The following is a 19,548-nucleotide window of genomic DNA, read 5'->3' on the forward strand; positions in this document are numbered from 1 at the left end:
GCATGTTGACTCGACGCCTTCGCCTTCAGCTAATCGTGTTCACTATCGTCACGGCGGTCGCCATGAGCGTTCTTGGGTGGCATTATCTGAGGTTGCCGAGCGTCGTTGGGATGGGCCAGTACAGTTTGGAGGTGGATTTACCCACGTCGGGAGGGCTTTATCCCACTGCAAATGTCACCTACCGTGGAATCACTGTGGGAAAGGTAACTCGGGTAGAGCCGACCGAACACGGAGTTCGGGCCACATTGCGTATCAGCGACCAGTACAAAATCCCAATTGACTCCTCGGCGAACGTGCATTCGGTGTCGGCGGTCGGCGAACAATACATAGACCTAGTATCCGCGCAGAATCCGGCCAAGTATTTCTCGCCCGGCCAGACCATCACTAACAGCACGGTGCCTAAACCAATTGGCCCGACCCTGGATACCGTCAACCATACATTGGACGTCCTGCCCAAAGACAAGATTGCCGGACTACTCGATGAGACAGCTCAAGCGGTCGGCGGCCTGGGACCGGCCTTAGAACGGCTGGTCGACTCGACCCAGTCGATCGTTGGGGATTTCAAAACCGACCTTAGCGACGTCAACAATATCGTCCAAAACTCAGCACCGATCATCGACAGCCAGGCCGACTCGCGTGATCCCATCGAGCGGTGGGCGCACAACTTAAATATTCTCGACGCGCAGGCCGCGGAAAAGGATAAACAGCTCAAGAGCATCCTGGCCCAGGTTGCGCCGACCGCCGATCAGGTTAAAGCCGTGCTCGGTGACGTTCGCGGAACTTTGCCGCAGACCCTAGCAAATGTTGCGATCGTGGCCGATCTGCTCAAGCGGTACAACAAGAATTTAGAGCAATTGCTGGTCATACTTCCGCAAGTGCCCGCGTTCGGTGAGACAGTGACCGCTGCTTACCCACATACGTTTTCTCTTTCGTTCCAAACGCCAATAAATATGACGCCTGCTTGCCTGACGGGGTTCTTGCCGGCATCGCAATGGCGATCCTTTGTGGACGAGACTCCGGGGCTTTTGACCACGCGGTACTGCAAGATTCCGATGGAGGCACAAAACGCGGTCCGCGGCGCGCGTAATTATCCGTGTGTCGATGTTCCCGGCAAGCGGGCGGCCACGCCGCGCGAATGCCGCAGCAAAGAGCCGTATGTCCCGTTGGGGACCAATCCTTGGTACGGGGATCCGAACCAGATTCTAAGCTGCCCCGCACCTGCGGCGCGCTGTGATCAGCCGGTGAAACCCGGTTTGGTCATACCGGCTCCGTCGGTCGATACCGGCATCAATCCGCTTCCTTCGGACCGGGTGACGGGGACGCCTCCTCCACGAAGCGATCCACTGCAACGGCCAGGTTCTGGGAGCGTGCAGTGCAACGGTCAGCAGCCGAACCCGTGCTTTTACATTCCTAGCGGTGCTGCTGCTATCTATAGTCCGCAAAGCGGCGAGTTCCTAGGGCCCGATGGCGTCAAATACACCATCGAAGACTCGGCCAAAATAGGAGACGACGGTTGGAAGGAGATGTTAGGACCTCAACCGCGGTGAATCGTCCGTAACCTGAGTTAGGACACTTCCGGTCGATTTTCTGAGGTGCGGATGGCTGATGTCATGACCCGACTTAGGACAATTTAGTGTGCATGGCTGCCGTTGATCTTGGCGATGGCGTCGCGGAGGTTGTCGGGTAGCGGGTCGACAGCGGTCAGGACTTGCTTGCCTGCTTTGATCTGTACGGTTCGGTAGCGGCGTGCGGTGCGGACGAATTTCTTGATGCTCCAGCCGGTTTGGGTCTCGATGTAGTGGCTGACGGCCAGGGCGGCGAACACGATGGTCAGGTGAGCGTCGATGGATTCGCGCTTGTGGTGGTAGATGGGCCTGGCCTGCAGGTCGTGCTTGGACATCCGGAAGCTCTTCTCGATGCGCCAGAGTTGGTGGTAGGCCCCGATGACGAACTCCGGTGTGTGTTCGACGAGGTTGGTGGTGTAGCCCTTCAGCCCAGCCAGGCTGCGGGCCTTGGTCTCCAACTCTCGGTTGACGCTCTTGGTGGCGCCCGTGAGCTTGATGAATCGGTTGCGTTTGACCGGGGCTCGCCCGTCAACGGCCTTCTCGGCTTTGGTGACCTGCTCGGTGATGCCGCGCAGCGTGCGGCGGGCGCGGTCGTTGCGGTATTGGTAGTAGACGACTCGGTCGGGGATGCCGCGGGTCTTCTCGCTGCTGGTCGCGGGCCAGGGTTGGGTGAAGATCTGCCCATCGTCGATGTCCCGGTCGGGATGTTTGTCGCGCCATTCGCGCACGACATCGGGCACGAACGGGATCTTGATGCCCAGGATGAACGACAACCCCGAGGCTTTCAGCGCGATCTGGTTGGCTTCAGAGATCATGCCGGCATCGGCGACGACGATGACATCGGTGAGGTTGTGGGCGGCCTTGAACGCGTTGATCACTGGCAGCATGGTCGCAGTCTCGGCCTTGTTGCCCTCGAACGCCTCGACGGCCAACGGGAACCCTGACGCGTCGGTGAGCAGCCCGATGGTGATTTGAGGCTCGAGGCGGCGTTCCTTGGAGAATCCCGGTTCGCGGAACCCGTCACCGGTATCGGTTTCGAAGTACAACGTCGAGACGTCGTAGAGCACCAGCGACGTGGGGCCCAGTCCGGCGCGAGCCGCGCACGCCGCTGACAGTGCTTGGCGCACAGCAGGTTTAGCGAAATTCGGCAGTCGACGCGTGACCGTGCGGTAGTCGACGGGTTCGAGGCCGGTCTCGGCGAGCACCCGTAGCGAGTCGGCCTTGCTGGTCGGTTCGATGATGCGGGCCAACACCAGATCGCGGAACACCTCATCGCCGCCGGTTGCCGCGTCGAAACCGAGCACCTGGTAGGCCGCGCACAACGATTCCCACAGCGGGGTCGACTTCGTCGAGACGATCTCCAACGGATCACCATCAATACCGACGGTGGCCAGCCCGAGGTCAAGGGTGGTTTGGCCCTCGGCCAGGCGCTGGCGGGCCGCGGCCTTGAGTGCTTCGACCTCGCCGTCGTCGTGCGCCGAGCCCAAATGCTCGATCTTGCGCGACCCACGCCGGGTCGACCACACGATCTGCACCGCAGTCGCGCCCGAGGCGGTCTTTACGGTGCGCACATAGGCCACCACAGGACCCTAGAGCCCAGGATTTAGTGTGCAGATTTCGACCCGATGCCCAGCGAATCCGCAGGTCAAATCCCTGAAGGACTGGGCAACGCCAGAAAATGTCCTAAGTCGGGTCGAAGACTCGGCCAAAATAGGAGACGACGGTTGGAAGGAGATGTTAGGACCTCAACCGCGGTGAATCGTCCGTAACCTGAGTTAGGACACTTCCGGTCGATTTTCTGAGGTGCGGATGGCTGATGTCATGAAGGAGCGGGCCTGCTGGCGACAACAACGACGCATTCTCAACGGCGGTCGTCGACTTTCTCGACTGCACCGTTTGACGCCTGTCGTCAGGCTGCGCGGGGGATCCCAGTTCGCCACCTATTCTGCTCGTATGCCAACTGAATCGGTGCGGATGTCGTTTCGCCGACATATGCGCGAGCAGGTCTTGAGGGCGACACGGGAACTTACCATTGAGAAGGGCTGGGAACAGGTCCGGGTGAGTGAGGTCGCCGAACTTCGTTATCTCGAGTCTTCGAGCAAGAGGGGCTATTGACCTGGGAGTCTGCGTTGTAGACCCGGATTGGACGATGACCTCGACGTCGCGGCCGCCGTGGTCGCCCCGGTCCGCGACGTGGCCTGGGCCTCCCGATTTCGGTGACCAGCCGGGTCGCTCCGTCGTGCTTGCGCGTCAGCACTGGGCCGGTGTGCTGGTGGCGGTGTCGGGGGACAGCGGCGGGTGCTTGCCTGCGCAGCCGCGCCGATGTCGAGGACGTCGACTGTGCTGACCTGGCCACCGGCCGCGACATCGATGAACCGGCGTGAGCACAACGGTAGGTTACTGGCCGGTGCTGCCCCGACGGTTCTATTGTGGTGGCTGTGACTATTGCTGATCGCGCGACAACGGAGTTGTCACCGTGGTCGCCCAGGGAGACCGAGTTGCTGGCGGTGACGTTGCAGCTGCTGCAGGAGCATGGGTATGACCGGTTGACGGTGGACGCGGTCGCAGCGACCGCCCGAGCCAGCAAGGCCACCGTGTATCGGCGCTGGCCGTCGAAAGCCGAATTGGTGTTGGCGGCGTTCATCGAGGGCATCCGCCAGGTCGCGGTTGCGCCCGAGACCGGCACATTGCGGGGCGATCTGGTGCGACTGGGCGAGGTGGTATGCCAGGAGGCGTGCCAGCACGCCAGCACCATCCGCGCGGTGCTCGTCGAAGTGTCGCGCAACCGGGTTCTCAACGATGTCATGCAGCGCCAGTTCATCGAGCAGCGGAAAGGCTTGATCCGCCACGTCCTGCAGCGGGCGGTCGACCGCGGTGAGATCGGGGAGGCCGCCATCAGCGACGAACTCTGGGATCTGCTGCCCGGCTACCTCATCTTCCGGTCCATCATCTCCACCCGGGCGCCCACCCGTCAGACCGTGTCGGCCCTCGTCGACGACGTCATCATCCCCAGCCTGACCCGGCCCGCCGGATAGGGTGGTCGGTCATCGCGCGCCCGGCCAATGTGTACGGTGTGCGTCTCTTGTGATGTCCGGCCCCGTACCGTACCGTCATAGCCGATCGATCCCCGCGTGACGCGCAGGAAGATGTGTCACCGGTCATCGAAAGGCCAACGGGTGAAGGGTATTTCAGTTAGCCGCCTGGTCAGGCGCGGCTGGATGATGCTGGTCGCCGTGGTCGTGGTCGCGGTCGCGGGGTTCGGCGTCTTCCGACTGCATGGTGCCTTCGGGGCGCACAAAGGCACGTCGGCTACCGGTGCCGTCTCGGAAGAAATCGAGCCTTTCAACCCTAAACGCATCACCCTTGAGGTCTTCGGCGAACCCGGGAAGGTGGCAACCATCAACTACTTGGACATCAATGTACAGCCCCAGCAAGTCCTCGACGCGACCCTGCCGTGGTCGTTGACCATGATCACGACACAGCCCGGGGCCTTTGCCAACCTGATGGCACAGGGCGACAGCAATCCCCTTGGCTGCCGCATCACCGTGGACGGCGAGGTCAAGGACGAGAGAATCTTTAACGAAGTGAACGCCTATACCTTCTGCCTGGTGAAGTCCGCATGAGCGACCATGACGGCCGACGGTCTTTCTTGGCGCACACCATCCGCCGGCTTTCGGTGCCGCTCGTGCTGCTCTGGCTGGCGCTGGCTGCCGTCACCAATATTGCCGTGCCCAACTTGGAGGCGGTTGCAGAAGCGCACACGGTGGGGATGAGCTCCAATGATGCGCCGTCGCTGCAGGCGATGAAACGCATGGGCAAACTCTTTCACGAGTTCGATTCCGACAATTCGGCGATGGTCCTTCTGGAGGGCGATAAGCCGCTGGGCGATGACGCCCACCGGTTTTACGCCACCGTGGTCCGCAAGCTCGAAGCCGATATCAAGCACGTCCAGCACGTCCAGGACTTTTGGGGGGATCCGCTGACGGCGGCGGGCTCGCAAAGCAACGACGGCAAGGCCGCCTACGTGCAAGTGTATTTGTCCGGCAACCAAGGCCAGAGCTTGGCGACCGAGTCTGTCAACGCCGTGCGTGCCATCGTGGACCATACGCCGCCACCACCCGGGGTCAAGGCCTACGTGACCGGCCTGGGGCCGGTGATCTCGGATCAGTTCAGCGCGGGCCAGAAAAGTCTTCTGAAGGTCACCCTGATCACGGGCCTGGTGATCTTGGTCATGTTGTTTTCGCTGTACCGGTCTGTCGTCACCGTCGCGCTGGTGCTGGCGGTGGTTTTGATCGAGGTGGCCTGCGCCCGCGGAATCGTCGCCGTCCTTGGAAACTACGGGATCATCGAACTTTCGACGTTCTCGGTCAATATTCTCACATTGCTGGCCATCGCCGCCGGGACGGACTACGCGATATTTGTCGTCGGCCGTTATCACGAGGCCCGGCAAGCGGGCGAGGATCGCGAAGCAGCCTACTATACGATGTCGCACGGGACGGCCCACGTTATCTTGGGGTCGGGACTGACTATTGCCGGCGCGGTGTTTTGTCTGGGCTTTACCCGGTCGCCCTATTTTCAAAGCATGGGCATTCCCGGCGTGGTGGGCATGCTGACCGCGGTTGCAGCCGCGCTCACGTTGGCCCCGGCCGTGCTGACCGTGGCCAGTTTTTTTGGCTTCTTAGACCCCAAGCGCGCGATGAGGACCCGGGTGTGGCGGCGCATCGGCACGGCCATCGTGCGCTGGCCCGGGCCCATACTGGTGGTGACGTGTGGGGTCGCCTTGGTCGGTCTGCTCGCCTTATCGGGGTATCAAACCAGTTACGACGCTAAGGCCTATATGCCCTCATCGGTTCCGGCAAAGGTCGGGTATGCGGCGGCGGAACGGCATTTTTCTCCAGCCCGGCTAAATCCCGAACTGCTGATGATCGAGGCCGATCATGATCTGCGCGACCCGGCCGATATGATCAACCTGGAGCGGGTAGCCAAGGCGGTCTTTCACACTCCCGGTATCGCCCGGGTTCAGTCCATGACCAGGCCGTTGGGAACCCCGATCGATCACACCTCGCTAGCTTTCCAGATCAGCGCGGGAAACGTCGGCCAGATCCAGAACCTGCATTACCAGAAAGAACGCGCGGAAGATCTGTTGAAGCAGGCCGACCTGCTGAGAAATACGATCAACATTTTGAACCGGCAGTACGCCCTGCAGAAGGAGCTCGCCGCCGCTACCCACGCCGAGACCCAGAACTTTCACGACACGATCGCAACGACCAATGACCTGCGCGATAAGATCGCGAATTTCGACGACTTCTTCCGGCCGATTCGCAGCTATTTTTATTGGGAAAGGCACTGCTACGATATCCCCGTCTGTTCTGCGCTCAGAAACGTCTTTGACGCACTCGACGGTATCGACAAGCTCAGCGAACAGTTTCAAAACCTCACCGCATCGTTGGATAAATTGGATGCCGGCCAGCAGCAACTGCTCACGCTGCTACCGCCGCAGATCGCCGACCAGGAGAAAAATCTGGAACTGACGCTGTCCAGCTACGCCACCAACTTCGGGATCAACGCCCAAACGCGGGCCTCGACTGACAACGCGACTGCCCTGGGACAAGCGTATGACGCCGCCAAAAATGACGATTCCTTCTACTTACCGCCGGAGGCTTTCGACAACCCCGAGTTCAAAAGAGGTCTGAAACTATTCCTCTCCCCCGACGGCAAGGCCGCCCGCATGATCGTCTCCCATGAAGGCGATCCCGCGACCCCCGAGGGTATCTCGCATGTCGATCCGATCAAGAAAGCAGCCCACGAGGCTGTGAAGGGCACCCCCCTGGCGGACGCCCACATCTACCTCGCCGGCACCGCGGCAACCTACAAAGACATCCACGACATGGCCAATTACGATCTCATGATCGCCGGTCTGGCCGCGCTGAGCCTGATATTGCTGATCATGCTGTTCATCACCCGAAGCCTGGTGGCCGCGGTGGTCATCGTGGGCACGGTGGCACTTTCGCTGGGCACCTCGTTCGGGCTGTCGGTACTGGTCTGGCAAGACCTTTTGGGCATCAAACTCTACTGGGTGGTGCTTGCGCTGTCTGTCATCATCCTCTTGGCGGTGGGATCCGACTACAACCTGCTGCTGATCTCGAGGTTCAAAGAAGAAATTCACGCTGGATTAAAGACCGGCATTATCCGGGCGATGGCCGGCTCCGGCTCGGTGGTAACCTCTGCGGGCCTAGTGTTCGCCGCCACCATGGCCTCCTTCATGTTCAGCTCGCTGGTGATTCTTGGCCAGGTGGGGACCACCATCGGTCTAGGTCTGCTGTTCGACACGCTGATCGTGCGATCGTTCATGACCCCGTCCATCGCCACACTTCTCGGGCGCTGGTTCTGGTGGCCCCAACGGGTACGCCCGCGTCCAGCCAGCCAAATGCTTCGGCCCTACGGACCACGTCCCGCCGTTCGCCAACTGCTGCTATGGGAAGACGGAGACCCAGCGGTGACTTCCCAATCAGCATGAGGTTCTACGGGTCGATCCACCGCTGCCACCGCAGGAAGCAACCGTCGAGGAGCTGATCTACCCCTTACGTGACGACGCGCTGGAAATCGTCAACAGCGATGCCACATCGCGGAGCAAGCTCGATAGCAGATGCTCCTATATTCAGGCAACGACTTTTGCTGCCTTTCTTGGCGGTTGGAGGGCGTGGAAGATTTCGCGGGTGAGGTAGCGCTTGAGACAGCGCACCTGACTTAGGTCAACTTTGGTGTTTTCCGGAGGTGGCAGCCCGTTTACCTGGGGTGATAGTTCGGCTTAGTGCACACGCGAGGCACTAATTCGGGTCGGTAGGCTCGCTGGGTGGTCTGGATTCGGCGGGTGCGTACGGCCTCGGGCGCCACTGCGGTCCAGATCGCAGAATCGGTGGGCGGCCGGCGTCGGATCGTCCGCCACGTCGGCTCAGCCCGTGATGAAGCCGAACTCGGTCTGCTCGTCGAGGAGGCCCGGCGGCTGCTAGCCGATGACGCCCAACGCGAGTTGGACCTGGGCATCACCCCAAAAGCCGTCAAAGCCGAAATGGTCCCACCACCTGCCCCAACACTGTTCCCCGAGGCCACTGGTGGTGCAGTCGCGGTGCGGCAGTTGGTGGCACGTCCGCGGGTCCTCAAATCCTGCAGTGGGCTGCTGTATGACGCCCTGGCCGGGGTGTACGCGAGTCTGGGTTTCGATGAGGCGGTCGGCGATGAGGTGTTCCGGGATCTGGTGATCGCCCGGGTGGTGGAGCCGACCAGCCTGCTCGATGCCGATCGGGTCCTGGCCGAGTTGGGCCGCGCCGCAGCATCTTTGTCGACGCGCAAGCGAACGCTGCGCCGTGCCTACGCGGGTGGTTACCGTGATCAGATCGCGGCAGCGTGCTTTGCCCACGCGCACAGCGCCGGAGATGTGAGCCTGGTGATCTACGACGTCACTACGCTCTACTTCGAGGCCGACAACGAGGACGCGCTGCGGCGAGTCGGCTATTCGAAGGAACGCCGGGTTGACCCCCAGATCGTGGTCGGACTGCTGGTCGACCGGTACGGGTTCCCGTTGGAAATCGGCTGTTTCGAGGGCAACAAGGCCGAAACCCTGACCATCGTGCCGATCGTCAGAACGTTCCAGCAACGCCACGACATCACCGACATGGTTGTCGTCGCCGATGCCGGCATGCTCTCCGCCGGCAACCTGCGCGAGCTTGATGACACCGGGTTGAGGTTCATCGTCGGGTCCCGGGTCACCAAAGCGCCCAACGATCTGGCGTCCCACTTCCACTGGCACGGAACAGTATTCACCGACGGACAGATCATCGACACCATCACACCACGCGACCAACGCGGCGGCACCGCCGCCAAGGCCAGTGATCGGAAAATCAAAGCCGAACCCGTCTGGAACCCGGCCACCCACGCCAAGTCGTGGCGGGCAGTGTGGGCGTACTCGGCCAAACGCGCGGTGCGGGACAACAAGACGCTGAACCTGCAGGAAGCCAAGGCCCGCGCCGTCGTCGCAGGCGACAAGCCGGCTCGCACACCACGATTCGTCACGACCCGCAACGGCGCCCAAGAACTCGACACTGCCTCACTGGAGCGGGCACGCCGACTCGTCGGCCTAAAGGGCTACGTCAGCAACATCGACGCCAAGCTCATGCCCGCCATCGAGATCATCACCAACTACCACGACCTATGGCGAGTCGAGCAGTCCTTCCGAATGTCCAAATCCGACCTCGCCGCCAGACCAATCTTCGCCCGTACCCGCGATGCCATCGAAGCCCACCTGACCATCGTGTTCACCGCCCTCGCCGTCAGCCGCGAAGTCCAGACCCGCACCGGACTGTCACTACGCCGGTTCCTGCGCACCCTCAAGCCCCTGCGCTCAGCCACCATCGACATCAACGGCGTCATCGCCACATTCCAGTCCGCGCTCGACCCCGAGTCCGAGGCGATCCTCAATGCCCTGGCAGACCCGAACTCAAGGCACTAAGCCAAATGACCCAACTCGGTGGGGACTGTCCGAACAACGGTGGATCTGATCTTGGTCTGACACGCCGAGCGTGAGCTTGGCGGGAAGGACTGACGATGTCAGAAACACTCGATCCCGTGGCGATGGAACTGGATCAACGGCAGCTCGCTGAGCAGCTGCTGGCGCAAGCGAAGGAACAGGGTGTCGAGCTGGTCGGCCCGAACGGGTTGCTCAACCAGTTGACCAAGAACGTGCTCGAGACCGCCCTGGACGCGGAGATGGTCGAGCACCTGGGCTATGACAAGCACGACCCGGCCGGGCGGGGCAGCGGCAACTCCCGCAACGGTAGTCGGGCCAAGACGGTGCTCACCGAGATCGGTCCTGTCGAGATCGAGGTCCCCCGCGACACCAACAGCAGCTTCGATCCACAGATCGTCAAGAAGCGGCAGCGTCGCCTGACCGGCATCGACGAGATCGTATTATCGCTGACGGCAAAGGGATTGACCACCGGCGAGGTCGCCGCGCACTTCGCCGACGTCTACGGCGCCACCGTCTCCAAGGACACCATCTCCCGGATCACCGACAAGGTGGTCAATGAGATGGCCGAGTGGTGCAACCGTCCGCTGGAAGCGGTGTACCCGGTGGTGTTCATCGACGCCATCTTCGTCAAGATCCGCGACGGGCAGGTCACCAACCGGCCCATCTATGTCGCGGTCGGGGTGACCTGTGCCGGGGAGCGCGACATCCTCGGCTTGTGGGCCGGCGACGGTGGGGAGGGTGCGAAATTCTGGCTGTCGGTGCTTACCGAGATCAAGAACCGCGGTACCGGCGATGTGTGCATCCTGGTCTGCGACGGACTCAAGGGCCTGCCGGAGGCGGTCAACACCGTCTGGGACCGCGCGATCATCCAGACATGCGTGATTCATCTGCTGCGCAACACCTTTCGCTACGCGTCTCGCAAGTACTGGGATCAGATCGCCAAAGATATCCGGCCGGTCTACACCGCGGCGACCGAGGCCGCGGCCAAGGAACGCTTCGTGGAATTCACGGCGAAGTGGGGTGCCCAATACCCGGCGATCACCCGGCTCTGGGAGAACGCCTGGAGCGAGTTCGTACCCTTCCTGGACTACGACGTCGAGATCCGCCGGGTCATCTGCTCGACGAACGCCGTCGAGTCGATCAATGCCCGCTACCGGCGGGCGATTCGGGCCCGCGGGCACTTCCCGACCGATCAGGCCGCGCTCAAGTGTCTCTACCTGGTGACCCGATCCCTAGACCCCACCGGCCGCGGTAAGGCACGATGGGCAATGAGGTGGAAGCCCGCACTCAATGCGTTCGCGATCACCTTCAACGGCCGGATCACCCCGACCGGCAACTAACAAATGCCAGGGTCGGATCCACCGTTAATCTGACAGCCCCACTCGGTGTTCGGGGGCATTCAGGGTGACCACGTTGAGGTAGGGGTTCGGCACTGACGGTGGGCAGTGTGTCGGCTGGTTGTGCTCCGGTTTGGTCGTTGTGGTGCCGGGGCGGCACGGTGATCAAGTCCTTGGTAGGCGACGGCCCTCCCGTCGTCTCTTGGCCGAGTGCTACGGGAGGGCCGCCTGTGTGCGCTCGGAGGCGCTGTGGTCACCGTAGAAGCGAATGTCGATCAAGTCGAACGCAGGCTGGCGGCTGGTGAGTTGAGCTGCCCGTCGTGCGGATGTGTGCTGGCGGGTTGGGGGCGGGCGCGGCCGCGAGAATTGCGCGGCCCGCACGGGCCGGTGCAGCTGCGCCCGCGCCGGTCACGATGCAGTGGCTGCGGGGTGACGCACGTGTTGTTGCCGGTGAGCGGGTTGCTGCGCCGCGCTGATGCGGCTGCGGTGATTGTGTCGGCGTTGGCGGCCAAGGCGGCCCGTGGGTTGGGGTTTCGCCGGATTGCCGCCGAGTTGAGCCGTCCGGCTGAGACGGTGCGGGGCTGGTTGCGCCCGTTTAGCGAGCGGGCCGAAGCGGTGCGCTCGGTTTTCACGGTTTGGCTGCGCGCCGTGGCGGCCGATCCGATGATGCCGGACGCGGCAGGCGGGGTGTTCGCCGACGCGGTGACGGCCATCGGCGCGCTCGCGGCCGCGATCACACACCGCTTTTTGCTGCCCGGGGTGTCGCTGGCCCAAACGGCGGTGGCGGTCTCAGGTGGGCGGTTGTTGGCACCGGGCTGGCCCGGCGAGCCGGTGCAACACGAGTCGACCCTGCCGCCGACGCCGATGAGGCCGTAAATCTTTGCGCTGTCGTGTGTTTGACAGACAGCAAAGGAGGACAGCCGGTGGCGGTTGGCGATGATGAGGTGAAGGTGCGGGCCGAGCGGGCCCGGGCGATCGGGTTGTTTCGGTATCAATTGATTCGAGAGGCCGCCGAAGCGGCGCTTTCCACCAAGCAGCGGGGAAAGGTGGTGCGCGATCTGGCCTCGCGCGAACACACCGATCCGTTCGGGCGGCGGGTGCGCATCAGCCGGCAGACCATCGACCGCTGGATTCGGGACTGGCGGGCCGGCGGGTTCGACGCGCTGGTGCCCAACGCGCGCCAGTGCACCCCGCGCACCCCGGCCGAGGTGCTGGAGCTGGCGGTGGCGCTGCGCCGAGAGAACCCGCAGCGCACCGCCGCGGCCATTCAGCGGATCTTGCGTACCCAATTGGGCTGGGCGCCCGACGAGCGCACCTTGCAGCGCAACTTTCACCGGCTGGGGCTCACCGGCGCCAGCTTCGGGTCGGCGCCGGCAGTGTTCGGCCGGTTCCAGGCCGAACATCCCAATGACCTGTGGACCGGCGATGCGTTACACGGCATACGGATTCAGCTCCGCAAGACGTATCTGTTCGCGTTTTTAGACGATCATTCCCGGCTTTTGCCCGGCTACCGGTGGGGCCATGCCGAGGACACGGTGCGCCTGGCCGCGGCGCTGCGCCCGGCGCTGGCCTCGGGCGTGTCTTATTGACTGTGTAAGGGGTTCGGCCTGAATGGTGGTGGCTGACCACCGGACAGGAGAGTTCCATTGCCGCAATCTGATTCGTCAAGAGATGATGCTGCCGCCCAGTTGGCCGAGTTGTTGCCGCCGGCGGCAGTCGATGCCTTGTTGGCCGACGCTGAAGCGTCTGGCACCCCGATTGATGGCCCCGAGGGGTTGCTCGCGCAGATGACCAAGGCGGTGCTCGAACGCGCTTTGGACGTCGAAATCGCCGATCACCTGGGCTATGAGCACGGCGATCCGGCAGGGCATGGCTCGGGCAATTCCCGTAACGGCCATGGCCGCAAAACCGTGTTGACCACGGCCGGGCCGGTCGAGCTGGAAGTGCCCCGTGACCGCAACGCCACGTTTAGCCCGGCGATCGTGCCCAAGCGCAAACGCCGCCTGGGCCAGGTTGAGGACATGATCTTGTCGCTGTATGCCCGGGGCATGTCGACGCGCGATATCACCGAGCACCTCGGCGAGGTCTATGGCGCCCGCGTGTCGGCGGCCACGATTTCGCGGGTCACCGACGTGGTCACCGAGGAGATCGCCGCCTGGCAATCCCGGCCGGTCGATCCGGTGTATCCGATCTTGTATATCGACGCGATCCGCATCAAGATCCGCGACGGCGGCGTGGTGGCCAACAAGGCCGCCCACGTGGTCATCGGCGTCGATGTCGAGGGAATCAAGCAGGTCCTGGGCATCTGGATCCAGCAGAGCGAGGGCGCCAAATTCTGGCACGGGGTGCTCACCGAACTGCGCAATCGCGGGTGCCGCGATGCGCTGTTCGTGTGTTGCGACGGGTTGGCCGGCCTGCCCGAATCGATCGCGGCGGTCTGGCCGGCCGCGGTGATCCAGACCTGCGTGGTGCATCTGCTGCGCTCCTCGATGCGTTATGCCTCCTACGCCGACCGCCGCAAGATGGCCACCGCGCTGCGTCCGATCTACACCGCACCCACCGAAGAGGCCGCCAAACTGGCCCTCGAGGAGTTCCGCGCCCAGTGGCGCACCAAATCCCCCGGAGCCATCGCTGTCTGGGATCGGGCCTGGGCTGAGTTCGTGCCTTTCCTGGCATTCCCGGTCGAGATCCGCAAGATCATCTACACCACCAACGCCATCGAATCGCTGAACTACCAGCTGCGCAAAGTCACCAAGGCCCGCGGCTCGTTCCCCTCAGACGCCGCAGCAATGAAGCTGCTGTATTTGGCCATCCGCAACATCAACCAGAAACGAGGATCAACACACGGACCAGGCACCTACCGCTGGACCGAAGCACTGAACACCTTCGCCATCCAATTCCCCGACCGACTCCCACTATGACCCAAAGATAAACGGCTGCAACACCTTACACAGTTATCTTGACAAGCCCCTGGCCTCCCGCGGTGTCCCCAACGCCGTGTATGTCGATAACGGTTCGGCCTACGTCGACACGTGGTTATTGCGGGCATGCGCGAAACTCGGTGTGCGCCTTGTCCATTCCACACCGGGTCGGCCCGAAGGCAGGGGAAAGATAGAGAGATTTTTCCGCACGGTACGTGATCAGTTCCTGGTCGAGATCACCGGCGAACCCGACGTCGTCGGCCGCCATCACGTCAGCGACCTCGCTGAGCTGAACCGCCTGTTTGCGGCCTGGGTGGAAACCGTCTATCACCGCACGATCCATTCCGAGACCGGACAGACCCCGCTGGCGCGCTGGTGTGCCGCCGGCCCCATTCCGCTGCCCGCCCCAGAAGCGCTCACCGAGGCATTTTTGTGGGAAGAGCACCGCCGAGTGACCAAGACCGCCACCGTATCCCTGCACGGCAACACCTACCAGGTCGACCCCGGCTTGGTGGGGCGCAAAGTGGAGCTGGTGTTCGACCCCTTCGATTTGACCCGCATCGAGGTCCGGCTGGCCGGCATTCCGATGGGGCTGGCAATTCCGTATCACATCGGCCGGCATTCTCACCCCAAAGCCAAACCCGAAACCCCCACCACACCACCGCAACCCACCGGCATCGACTACGCGCAGCTCATCGAGACCGCCCATGCCGCTGAGCTGGCCCGCGGCGTCAACTACGCAGCCCTCACCAACAACACCGGCCAAATTCCCGGTCAACTCGACCTGCTCACCGGCCAGGAGGCCCAACCCCAATGATGGACAAACTGATCTCCTACTACGGTTTTTCGCGGACCCCATTCGGCCGCGATCTGGCCCCGTCCATGCTGCACCGCCATGCCGCCCACAACGAAGCGGTCGCCCGCATCGGCTGGTGTGTCGCCGACCGTCGCATCGGGGTGATCACCGGCGAGGTCGGCGCCGGCAAGACCGTCGCCGTGCGCGCCGCGCTGGCCGCCCTGGATGCCAGCCGCCACGCCGCCATCTATCTGCCCGATCCCACCGTCGGGGTGCGCGGCATCCACCATCGCATCGTCGCCTCACTCGGGGGGCAGCCCCTGACTCATCACGCCACCCTGGCTCCCCAAGCCGCCGACGCGCTGGCCGCCGAACAAGACGAGCGCGGCCGCACGCCCATTGTTGTCGTCGAGGAAGCCCACCTCCTTGGCTACGACCAATTGGAAGCGTTGCGGCTCTTAACAAACCACGACCTCGACTCCTCTAGCCCGTTCGCCTGCCTGCTCGTCGGCCAGCCCACCTTGCGGCGGCGAATGAAACTCGGCGTGCTCGCCGCCCTCGACCAGCGCATCGGACTCCGATATGCCATGCCGCCGATGACCGACCAGGAGACCGGCGGCTACCTACGCCACCACCTCAAGCTCGCCGGACGTGACGACACACTGTTCTCCGACGACGCCGTCGGGCTCATCCACCAGACCAGCCGCGGCTACCCGCGCGCGGTCAACAACCTCGCGCTGCAAGCCCTCGTCGCCGCGTTCGCCGCGGACAAGGCCATCGCCGACGAATCCTCCACCCGCACAGCCATCGCCGAAGTCACGGCAGACTGAACACCACACCGACACCCCGAACACCACCGACCCCGCCGAACACCCACCGGCGGGGTCATTTCATACCCGCACATCCTCACAGCCAACGCCGCCATCATGCTCATCCTGAATGCCGGTCAACAAGCGTGTCGGCGAAAACACCGCCGGTCTCATCAGCTGTGGCCCGCCGGGGAGTTGATATCGACCTGGATATGCGAAGCGGCCGGGTCAGGTTTCTGGCCGAGGGTATACAGGCCAAGACTGCCGAGAAAACCCGCACAATGCTCGATAAGAACTTCGGTCGATAGGTTTAGTTGTCCGTCTATCCAGCGACGCAGAGTCTCGAACAGGCCCCCGACACCGTAGGTAGCGGCGAGATCTGCGACCTGAATCACCTCGCTGGGTATATCGAGATGCAGGCGGGCCTCTCTGAGGACGAGCTCCGCAAATTCGGACATCAGTTCGCTTCGCAGCTGCCGAAGCAGGGGTTCCGCGCCCGATTCGACAAACAATATGCGGGCCATGCTGGGATCGTTCTCGATCATCTGAACCAGGGCCTTTATCGGAGCGTAAGCGAGTTCTTGAGGAGCAACGGTGTCATCCGGTATTGCCCTGGTGATCACGGCTTGGAAGGTGGTGGAGATCTTGGTGAACATCGCACGCAGGAGCGCGTCTCTGTCGCGAAACTGCTGGTAGAAGTACCGGCTCGTCACTCCTGACTCCGTACACACAGCGGTCACGGTGCACGCGGCGGCTCCCTGCTTGCCCATAAGCGCGACCGCGGCGTCAATCAGCAGTGCGCGGCGCTGCGCATCGCGTTGAGTTGCGGACAGCCCGCCATAAACACGTGCTGGACTCATGCCCTACATTCTGGCAGTCTCATGTGACAAGGCCTAAAGTCAGATCACGCTACGGAAGGAAGGACCCCGTCAAGATGCCGGAAGATCGAGCCTCGACCAAGAGCCGTGTATTGCCAAAACCCCGGCGCGTTCGTTTCTCCATGCCGACCTCCACGAAGCGGCAACACTTCGTGGATGGCGACCTGGTGATGAGCCATTTCATCTCGGTGCTGTCTGCGACCTTCCCGGAAGGGGAAGACTTCTTCATCCGCTCGGTCAAATATTTCCAGAGTTCCATCGACGATCCCCAATTACTGACAGCGGTCAAGGGTTTCATCGGACAAGAGGCCACACACCGACACCAGCATCGGCTCCTCAACGAACGACTCCAGGCCATGGGTTATCCGACCGCGCGGATCGACCGCCACGTTGCACGCCTGATCAAGCGATTGGAACGGCGCTTTTCGCCAGAAATGCGGCTGTCGATGACCTCTGCATTGGAGCACTACACCGCGACGCTCGCTGAAATCATTCTCACCAGCGACGACGCCCAGAAGCTCATCGGACAGACAGAGGTTCGACCGATTCTGCTGTGGCATGCGTTCGAGGAGTCGGAGCACAAAGCCGTCGCCTTCGACGCCTATCGGCTGATTGGAGGCACCGAGCGCACCCGCGTACGGGGCATGCGGATCGCCTCTGCAATTCTGTTCGGCGAACTCATTCTGCAGACTGCGCTGTCGATGGCCTCTGACAAGGCCTCGTATAACCCGGTCACGTTGGTGCGTAGCCTACATCGCTTCAGTCGCACCCCGATGTTCACCGCCGATGCGCTGCAGCGATTCCGTTCGTACAACCGCCCCGGCTTCCACCCTGATGATTGGGACAGCGCTGCGGTCCTGGAGCGATGGAGCAAGGACCTGTTCGACCAAGACGGCTCACAGAAGGTCATCGCTCAGCCGGGGTAGCAAAAGTGCGTCAGGAGGGCGACGCAGAAACACTGTTTCTGCGTCGTTCCTTCAAACAAAACGACGGCGCGCCTGTCGTCACGGATTGGACGCCCGGTGGCGGGTCAAGGCGAAATCATACAGACAAATGCAGTCGGCCTCGATACTCACGGAAAGGTTTAGCCTCAGCCGCTGACGACGTAGCGTTGAGCCAAGGTTTCAGCCAGTCGGCTCGTGTGCGCGACCACTTCCTTCTCGGTCACCGCAAGCAAACCGGAGTGCCAGGCCGTGATGACTTCGACGAACCCCCCCACTGCAACCAAAGTGTCCATACGAAGGGCCGTCTCGTCGGCGTCTTCTCTGAGATGTGGCCGGCTTGCCTCGACGACCAACTGCGTTGCCTCCTGCAGCGCCACAGCGCGGCGATCTTGCAGCGGTGAGCTACCTACATGCTGAGCGAGCAGGATGTGCGCCCGGCCAGGATCGCGTGCGATCCGGTCGACCACGATGGCGATCGCCGCGGTGATGGTTTCGATCGGTGGCCGATCCACACGCTCGTCGAAGAGCGCGGAAACCTCGCCGAGCATGTCATTGCGAACGCCATCCCACGCTGCGACGAGAAGCTCCTCGCGCGTCTTGAAGTCCTCGTAGAAGTATCGATCGTTGAGCCCTGTCCGGGCGCATACGCCGCGCATAGTCACTGCGGCCCAACCGCTCTCACTCCAAATCTCGGTCGCAGCCTCGATCAATTGCTGCCGTCGTTCTGCTCGACGCTCAGCACCGGTCCGACCACCCCAGACCTTGCTTCTCGACCTCACCTCACCATCTTGACAAAACGTCGGGCCCACGACCAAACTGGTGGCATGCGACCCCAATGGTGGCTGATGCCCCCAAATGAATATTCTCCCGCACCGGAAATCAGTGTCGCGATCCAAAGGGCAAGCAGATGAGGTTCTTGCCGTTCGGTAATTCACCAGGTAGAACCCACCGCGCCCACGCAGTAGTCACAGGCGCAGGGAGCGGTATCGGCCGCGCGTTCGCCGTTGAGCTTGCACGCCGAGGTGGACGTGTTGTGTGTGCGGACAAAGACCCCATCACTGCGAAAGAGTCGGCCGAGATGGTGAGGCAGGCCGGCGGCGAGGGTTTCGACGTCGTATGCGACGTCACCGAACTTGAGCAGGTCCGTAACCTCGCTGATGCCAGTGAAGACTGGTTCGGCAAGGCGGCGAGTCTGGTGATCAACAACGCCGGAATCGGTGCCGGCGGCAATCGCATCGGCGCTACGTCGGTTGAGGACTGGAACGCTGCGATTTCTGTGAACCTTTGGGGTGTTATCTACGGTTGCGAGACTTTCGTTCCTCGCCTCCGGAGCAACGGCCGGGGCGGAGTGATCAATGTGGCGTCCGCCGCAAGTTTCGGCTCGGCGCCCCGAATGGGCGCATACAACGTGAGTAAGGCCGGCGTGCTCGCTCTGTCCGAGACATTGGCGGCCGAACTCAGCGGTACTGACGTCAACGTCACAGTGCTTTGCCCCACCTTCGTCAAGACGAACATCGCCAATAATCCTCAGATTGAGGAGTCGGCGGCGAGACTCGCGACCAACCTGATGAGGTGGACCGGCATTTCGCCGGATCAAGTGGCTCGAACGACCTTGAACGCGCACGATCGCGGACAAATCTATGTAGTGCCCCAACTGGACGCGAAAATTTTGTGGCAACTGAAAAGAGCTTTACCCGGTCAGTTTACGCGGGCGTTGGGGCTGGTGGAGCGCGTGGCCTCATGGAACGATCCAGCCGACCAGAGGGAGCAGTGA

General features: G+C 62.5%; 14 protein-coding genes and 3 pseudogenes. 14 read left to right on the forward strand and 3 right to left on the reverse strand.

The genetic code is table 11. From position 1 onward, the window contains the following. Nucleotides 1–2 precede the first annotated feature (2 nt). A complete protein-coding gene (locus W7S_RS26185; protein ID WP_014711501.1) occupies nucleotides 3–1,547 on the forward strand; it encodes an MCE family protein in 1,545 nt (514 codons plus the stop codon). Between the two features lie 83 nt (nucleotides 1,548–1,630). Here W7S_RS26185 and W7S_RS11205 read toward each other — a convergent pair whose 3' ends face one another. Further along, entirely contained in the window at nucleotides 1,631–3,100 is a 1,470-nt protein-coding gene (locus tag W7S_RS11205) for an IS1634 family transposase (protein ID WP_014711087.1), read from the reverse strand. 418 nt (nucleotides 3,101–3,518) lie between these two features. Between W7S_RS11205 and W7S_RS26890 the strand changes: the two are divergent. The 11 genes and pseudogenes from W7S_RS26890 to W7S_RS11255 form a co-directional block, all read left to right on the forward strand. Beyond that, a pseudogene (locus W7S_RS26890) lies at nucleotides 3,519–3,641 on the forward strand (TetR/AcrR family transcriptional regulator); the annotation flags it as partial. Nucleotides 3,642–3,991: 350 nt separating this feature from the next. Further along, a complete protein-coding gene (locus W7S_RS11210; RefSeq protein ID WP_081490095.1) occupies nucleotides 3,992–4,600 on the forward strand; it encodes a TetR/AcrR family transcriptional regulator in 609 nt (202 codons plus the stop codon). Between the two features lie 183 nt (nucleotides 4,601–4,783). Continuing rightward, nucleotides 4,784–5,188, forward strand: a complete 405-nt coding sequence (locus tag W7S_RS11215; protein WP_008256190.1) for an MmpS family transport accessory protein — start codon at nucleotides 4,784–4,786, stop codon at nucleotides 5,186–5,188. After that, nucleotides 5,185–8,082: an RND family transporter gene (locus W7S_RS11220; protein ID WP_008256192.1), complete on the forward strand. Its 2,898-nt coding sequence runs from the start codon at nucleotides 5,185–5,187 to the stop codon at nucleotides 8,080–8,082. The genes W7S_RS11215 and W7S_RS11220 overlap by 4 nt, the downstream gene beginning before the upstream one ends. A 336-nt stretch (nucleotides 8,083–8,418) precedes the next feature. After that, on the forward strand, nucleotides 8,419–10,071 hold the full coding sequence (locus tag W7S_RS11225; RefSeq protein WP_014711502.1) for an IS1634 family transposase: 1,653 nt from the start codon (nucleotides 8,419–8,421) through the stop codon (nucleotides 10,069–10,071). A gap of 95 nt (nucleotides 10,072–10,166) precedes the next feature. Next, complete coding sequence (locus W7S_RS11230) at nucleotides 10,167–11,429, forward strand: IS256 family transposase (RefSeq protein WP_014711503.1); 1,263 nt, start codon at nucleotides 10,167–10,169, stop codon at nucleotides 11,427–11,429. A 246-nt stretch (nucleotides 11,430–11,675) separates the two neighbouring features. Continuing rightward, nucleotides 11,676–12,302 (forward strand): hypothetical protein, encoded by a 627-nt coding sequence (locus W7S_RS25710; RefSeq protein ID WP_050989381.1) that lies wholly within the window; start codon nucleotides 11,676–11,678, stop codon nucleotides 12,300–12,302. A 47-nt stretch (nucleotides 12,303–12,349) separates the two neighbouring features. Further along, nucleotides 12,350–13,000, forward strand: a pseudogene (locus tag W7S_RS11240) (helix-turn-helix domain-containing protein); the annotation flags it as partial. A 114-nt stretch (nucleotides 13,001–13,114) separates the two neighbouring features. Then, complete coding sequence (locus W7S_RS11245; RefSeq protein WP_008258297.1) at nucleotides 13,115–14,347, forward strand: IS256-like element ISMysp7 family transposase; 1,233 nt, start codon at nucleotides 13,115–13,117, stop codon at nucleotides 14,345–14,347. A 43-nt stretch (nucleotides 14,348–14,390) separates the two neighbouring features. Then, a pseudogene (locus W7S_RS11250) lies at nucleotides 14,391–15,164 on the forward strand (Mu transposase C-terminal domain-containing protein); the annotation flags it as partial. Next, nucleotides 15,161–15,973: an ExeA family protein gene (locus W7S_RS11255; RefSeq protein ID WP_014711507.1), complete on the forward strand. Its 813-nt coding sequence runs from the start codon at nucleotides 15,161–15,163 to the stop codon at nucleotides 15,971–15,973. The pseudogene W7S_RS11250 and the gene W7S_RS11255, both read left to right, overlap by 4 nt. A 152-nt stretch (nucleotides 15,974–16,125) precedes the next feature. On the opposite strand, the gene W7S_RS11260 is transcribed toward W7S_RS11255, so the two are convergent. Beyond that, nucleotides 16,126–16,812, reverse strand: coding sequence for a TetR/AcrR family transcriptional regulator (locus tag W7S_RS11260; RefSeq protein WP_014711508.1), 687 nt, complete (start codon nucleotides 16,810–16,812; stop codon nucleotides 16,126–16,128). Nucleotides 16,813–16,886: 74 nt separating this feature from the next. Between W7S_RS11260 and W7S_RS11265 the strand changes: the two genes are divergently transcribed. Beyond that, the gene (locus W7S_RS11265; RefSeq protein ID WP_014711509.1) at nucleotides 16,887–17,756 is read left to right on the forward strand and encodes a metal-dependent hydrolase; all 870 of its coding nucleotides are present in this window, start codon (nucleotides 16,887–16,889) and stop codon (nucleotides 17,754–17,756) included. 164 nt (nucleotides 17,757–17,920) lie between these two features. On the opposite strand, the gene W7S_RS11270 is transcribed toward W7S_RS11265, so the two are convergent. Next, on the reverse strand, nucleotides 17,921–18,553 hold the full coding sequence (locus W7S_RS11270) for a TetR/AcrR family transcriptional regulator (RefSeq protein ID WP_085976442.1): 633 nt from the start codon (nucleotides 18,551–18,553) through the stop codon (nucleotides 17,921–17,923). Between the two features lie 128 nt (nucleotides 18,554–18,681). On the opposite strand from W7S_RS11270, the gene W7S_RS11275 reads away from it, so the two are divergent. Continuing rightward, nucleotides 18,682–19,548, forward strand: a complete 867-nt coding sequence (locus W7S_RS11275; protein ID WP_014711511.1) for an SDR family NAD(P)-dependent oxidoreductase — start codon at nucleotides 18,682–18,684, stop codon at nucleotides 19,546–19,548.

Origin of the sequence: Mycobacterium sp. MOTT36Y, assembly GCF_000262165.1 — a bacterium.
Taxonomy (GTDB): Bacteria; Actinomycetota; Actinomycetes; order Mycobacteriales; family Mycobacteriaceae; genus Mycobacterium; species Mycobacterium intracellulare.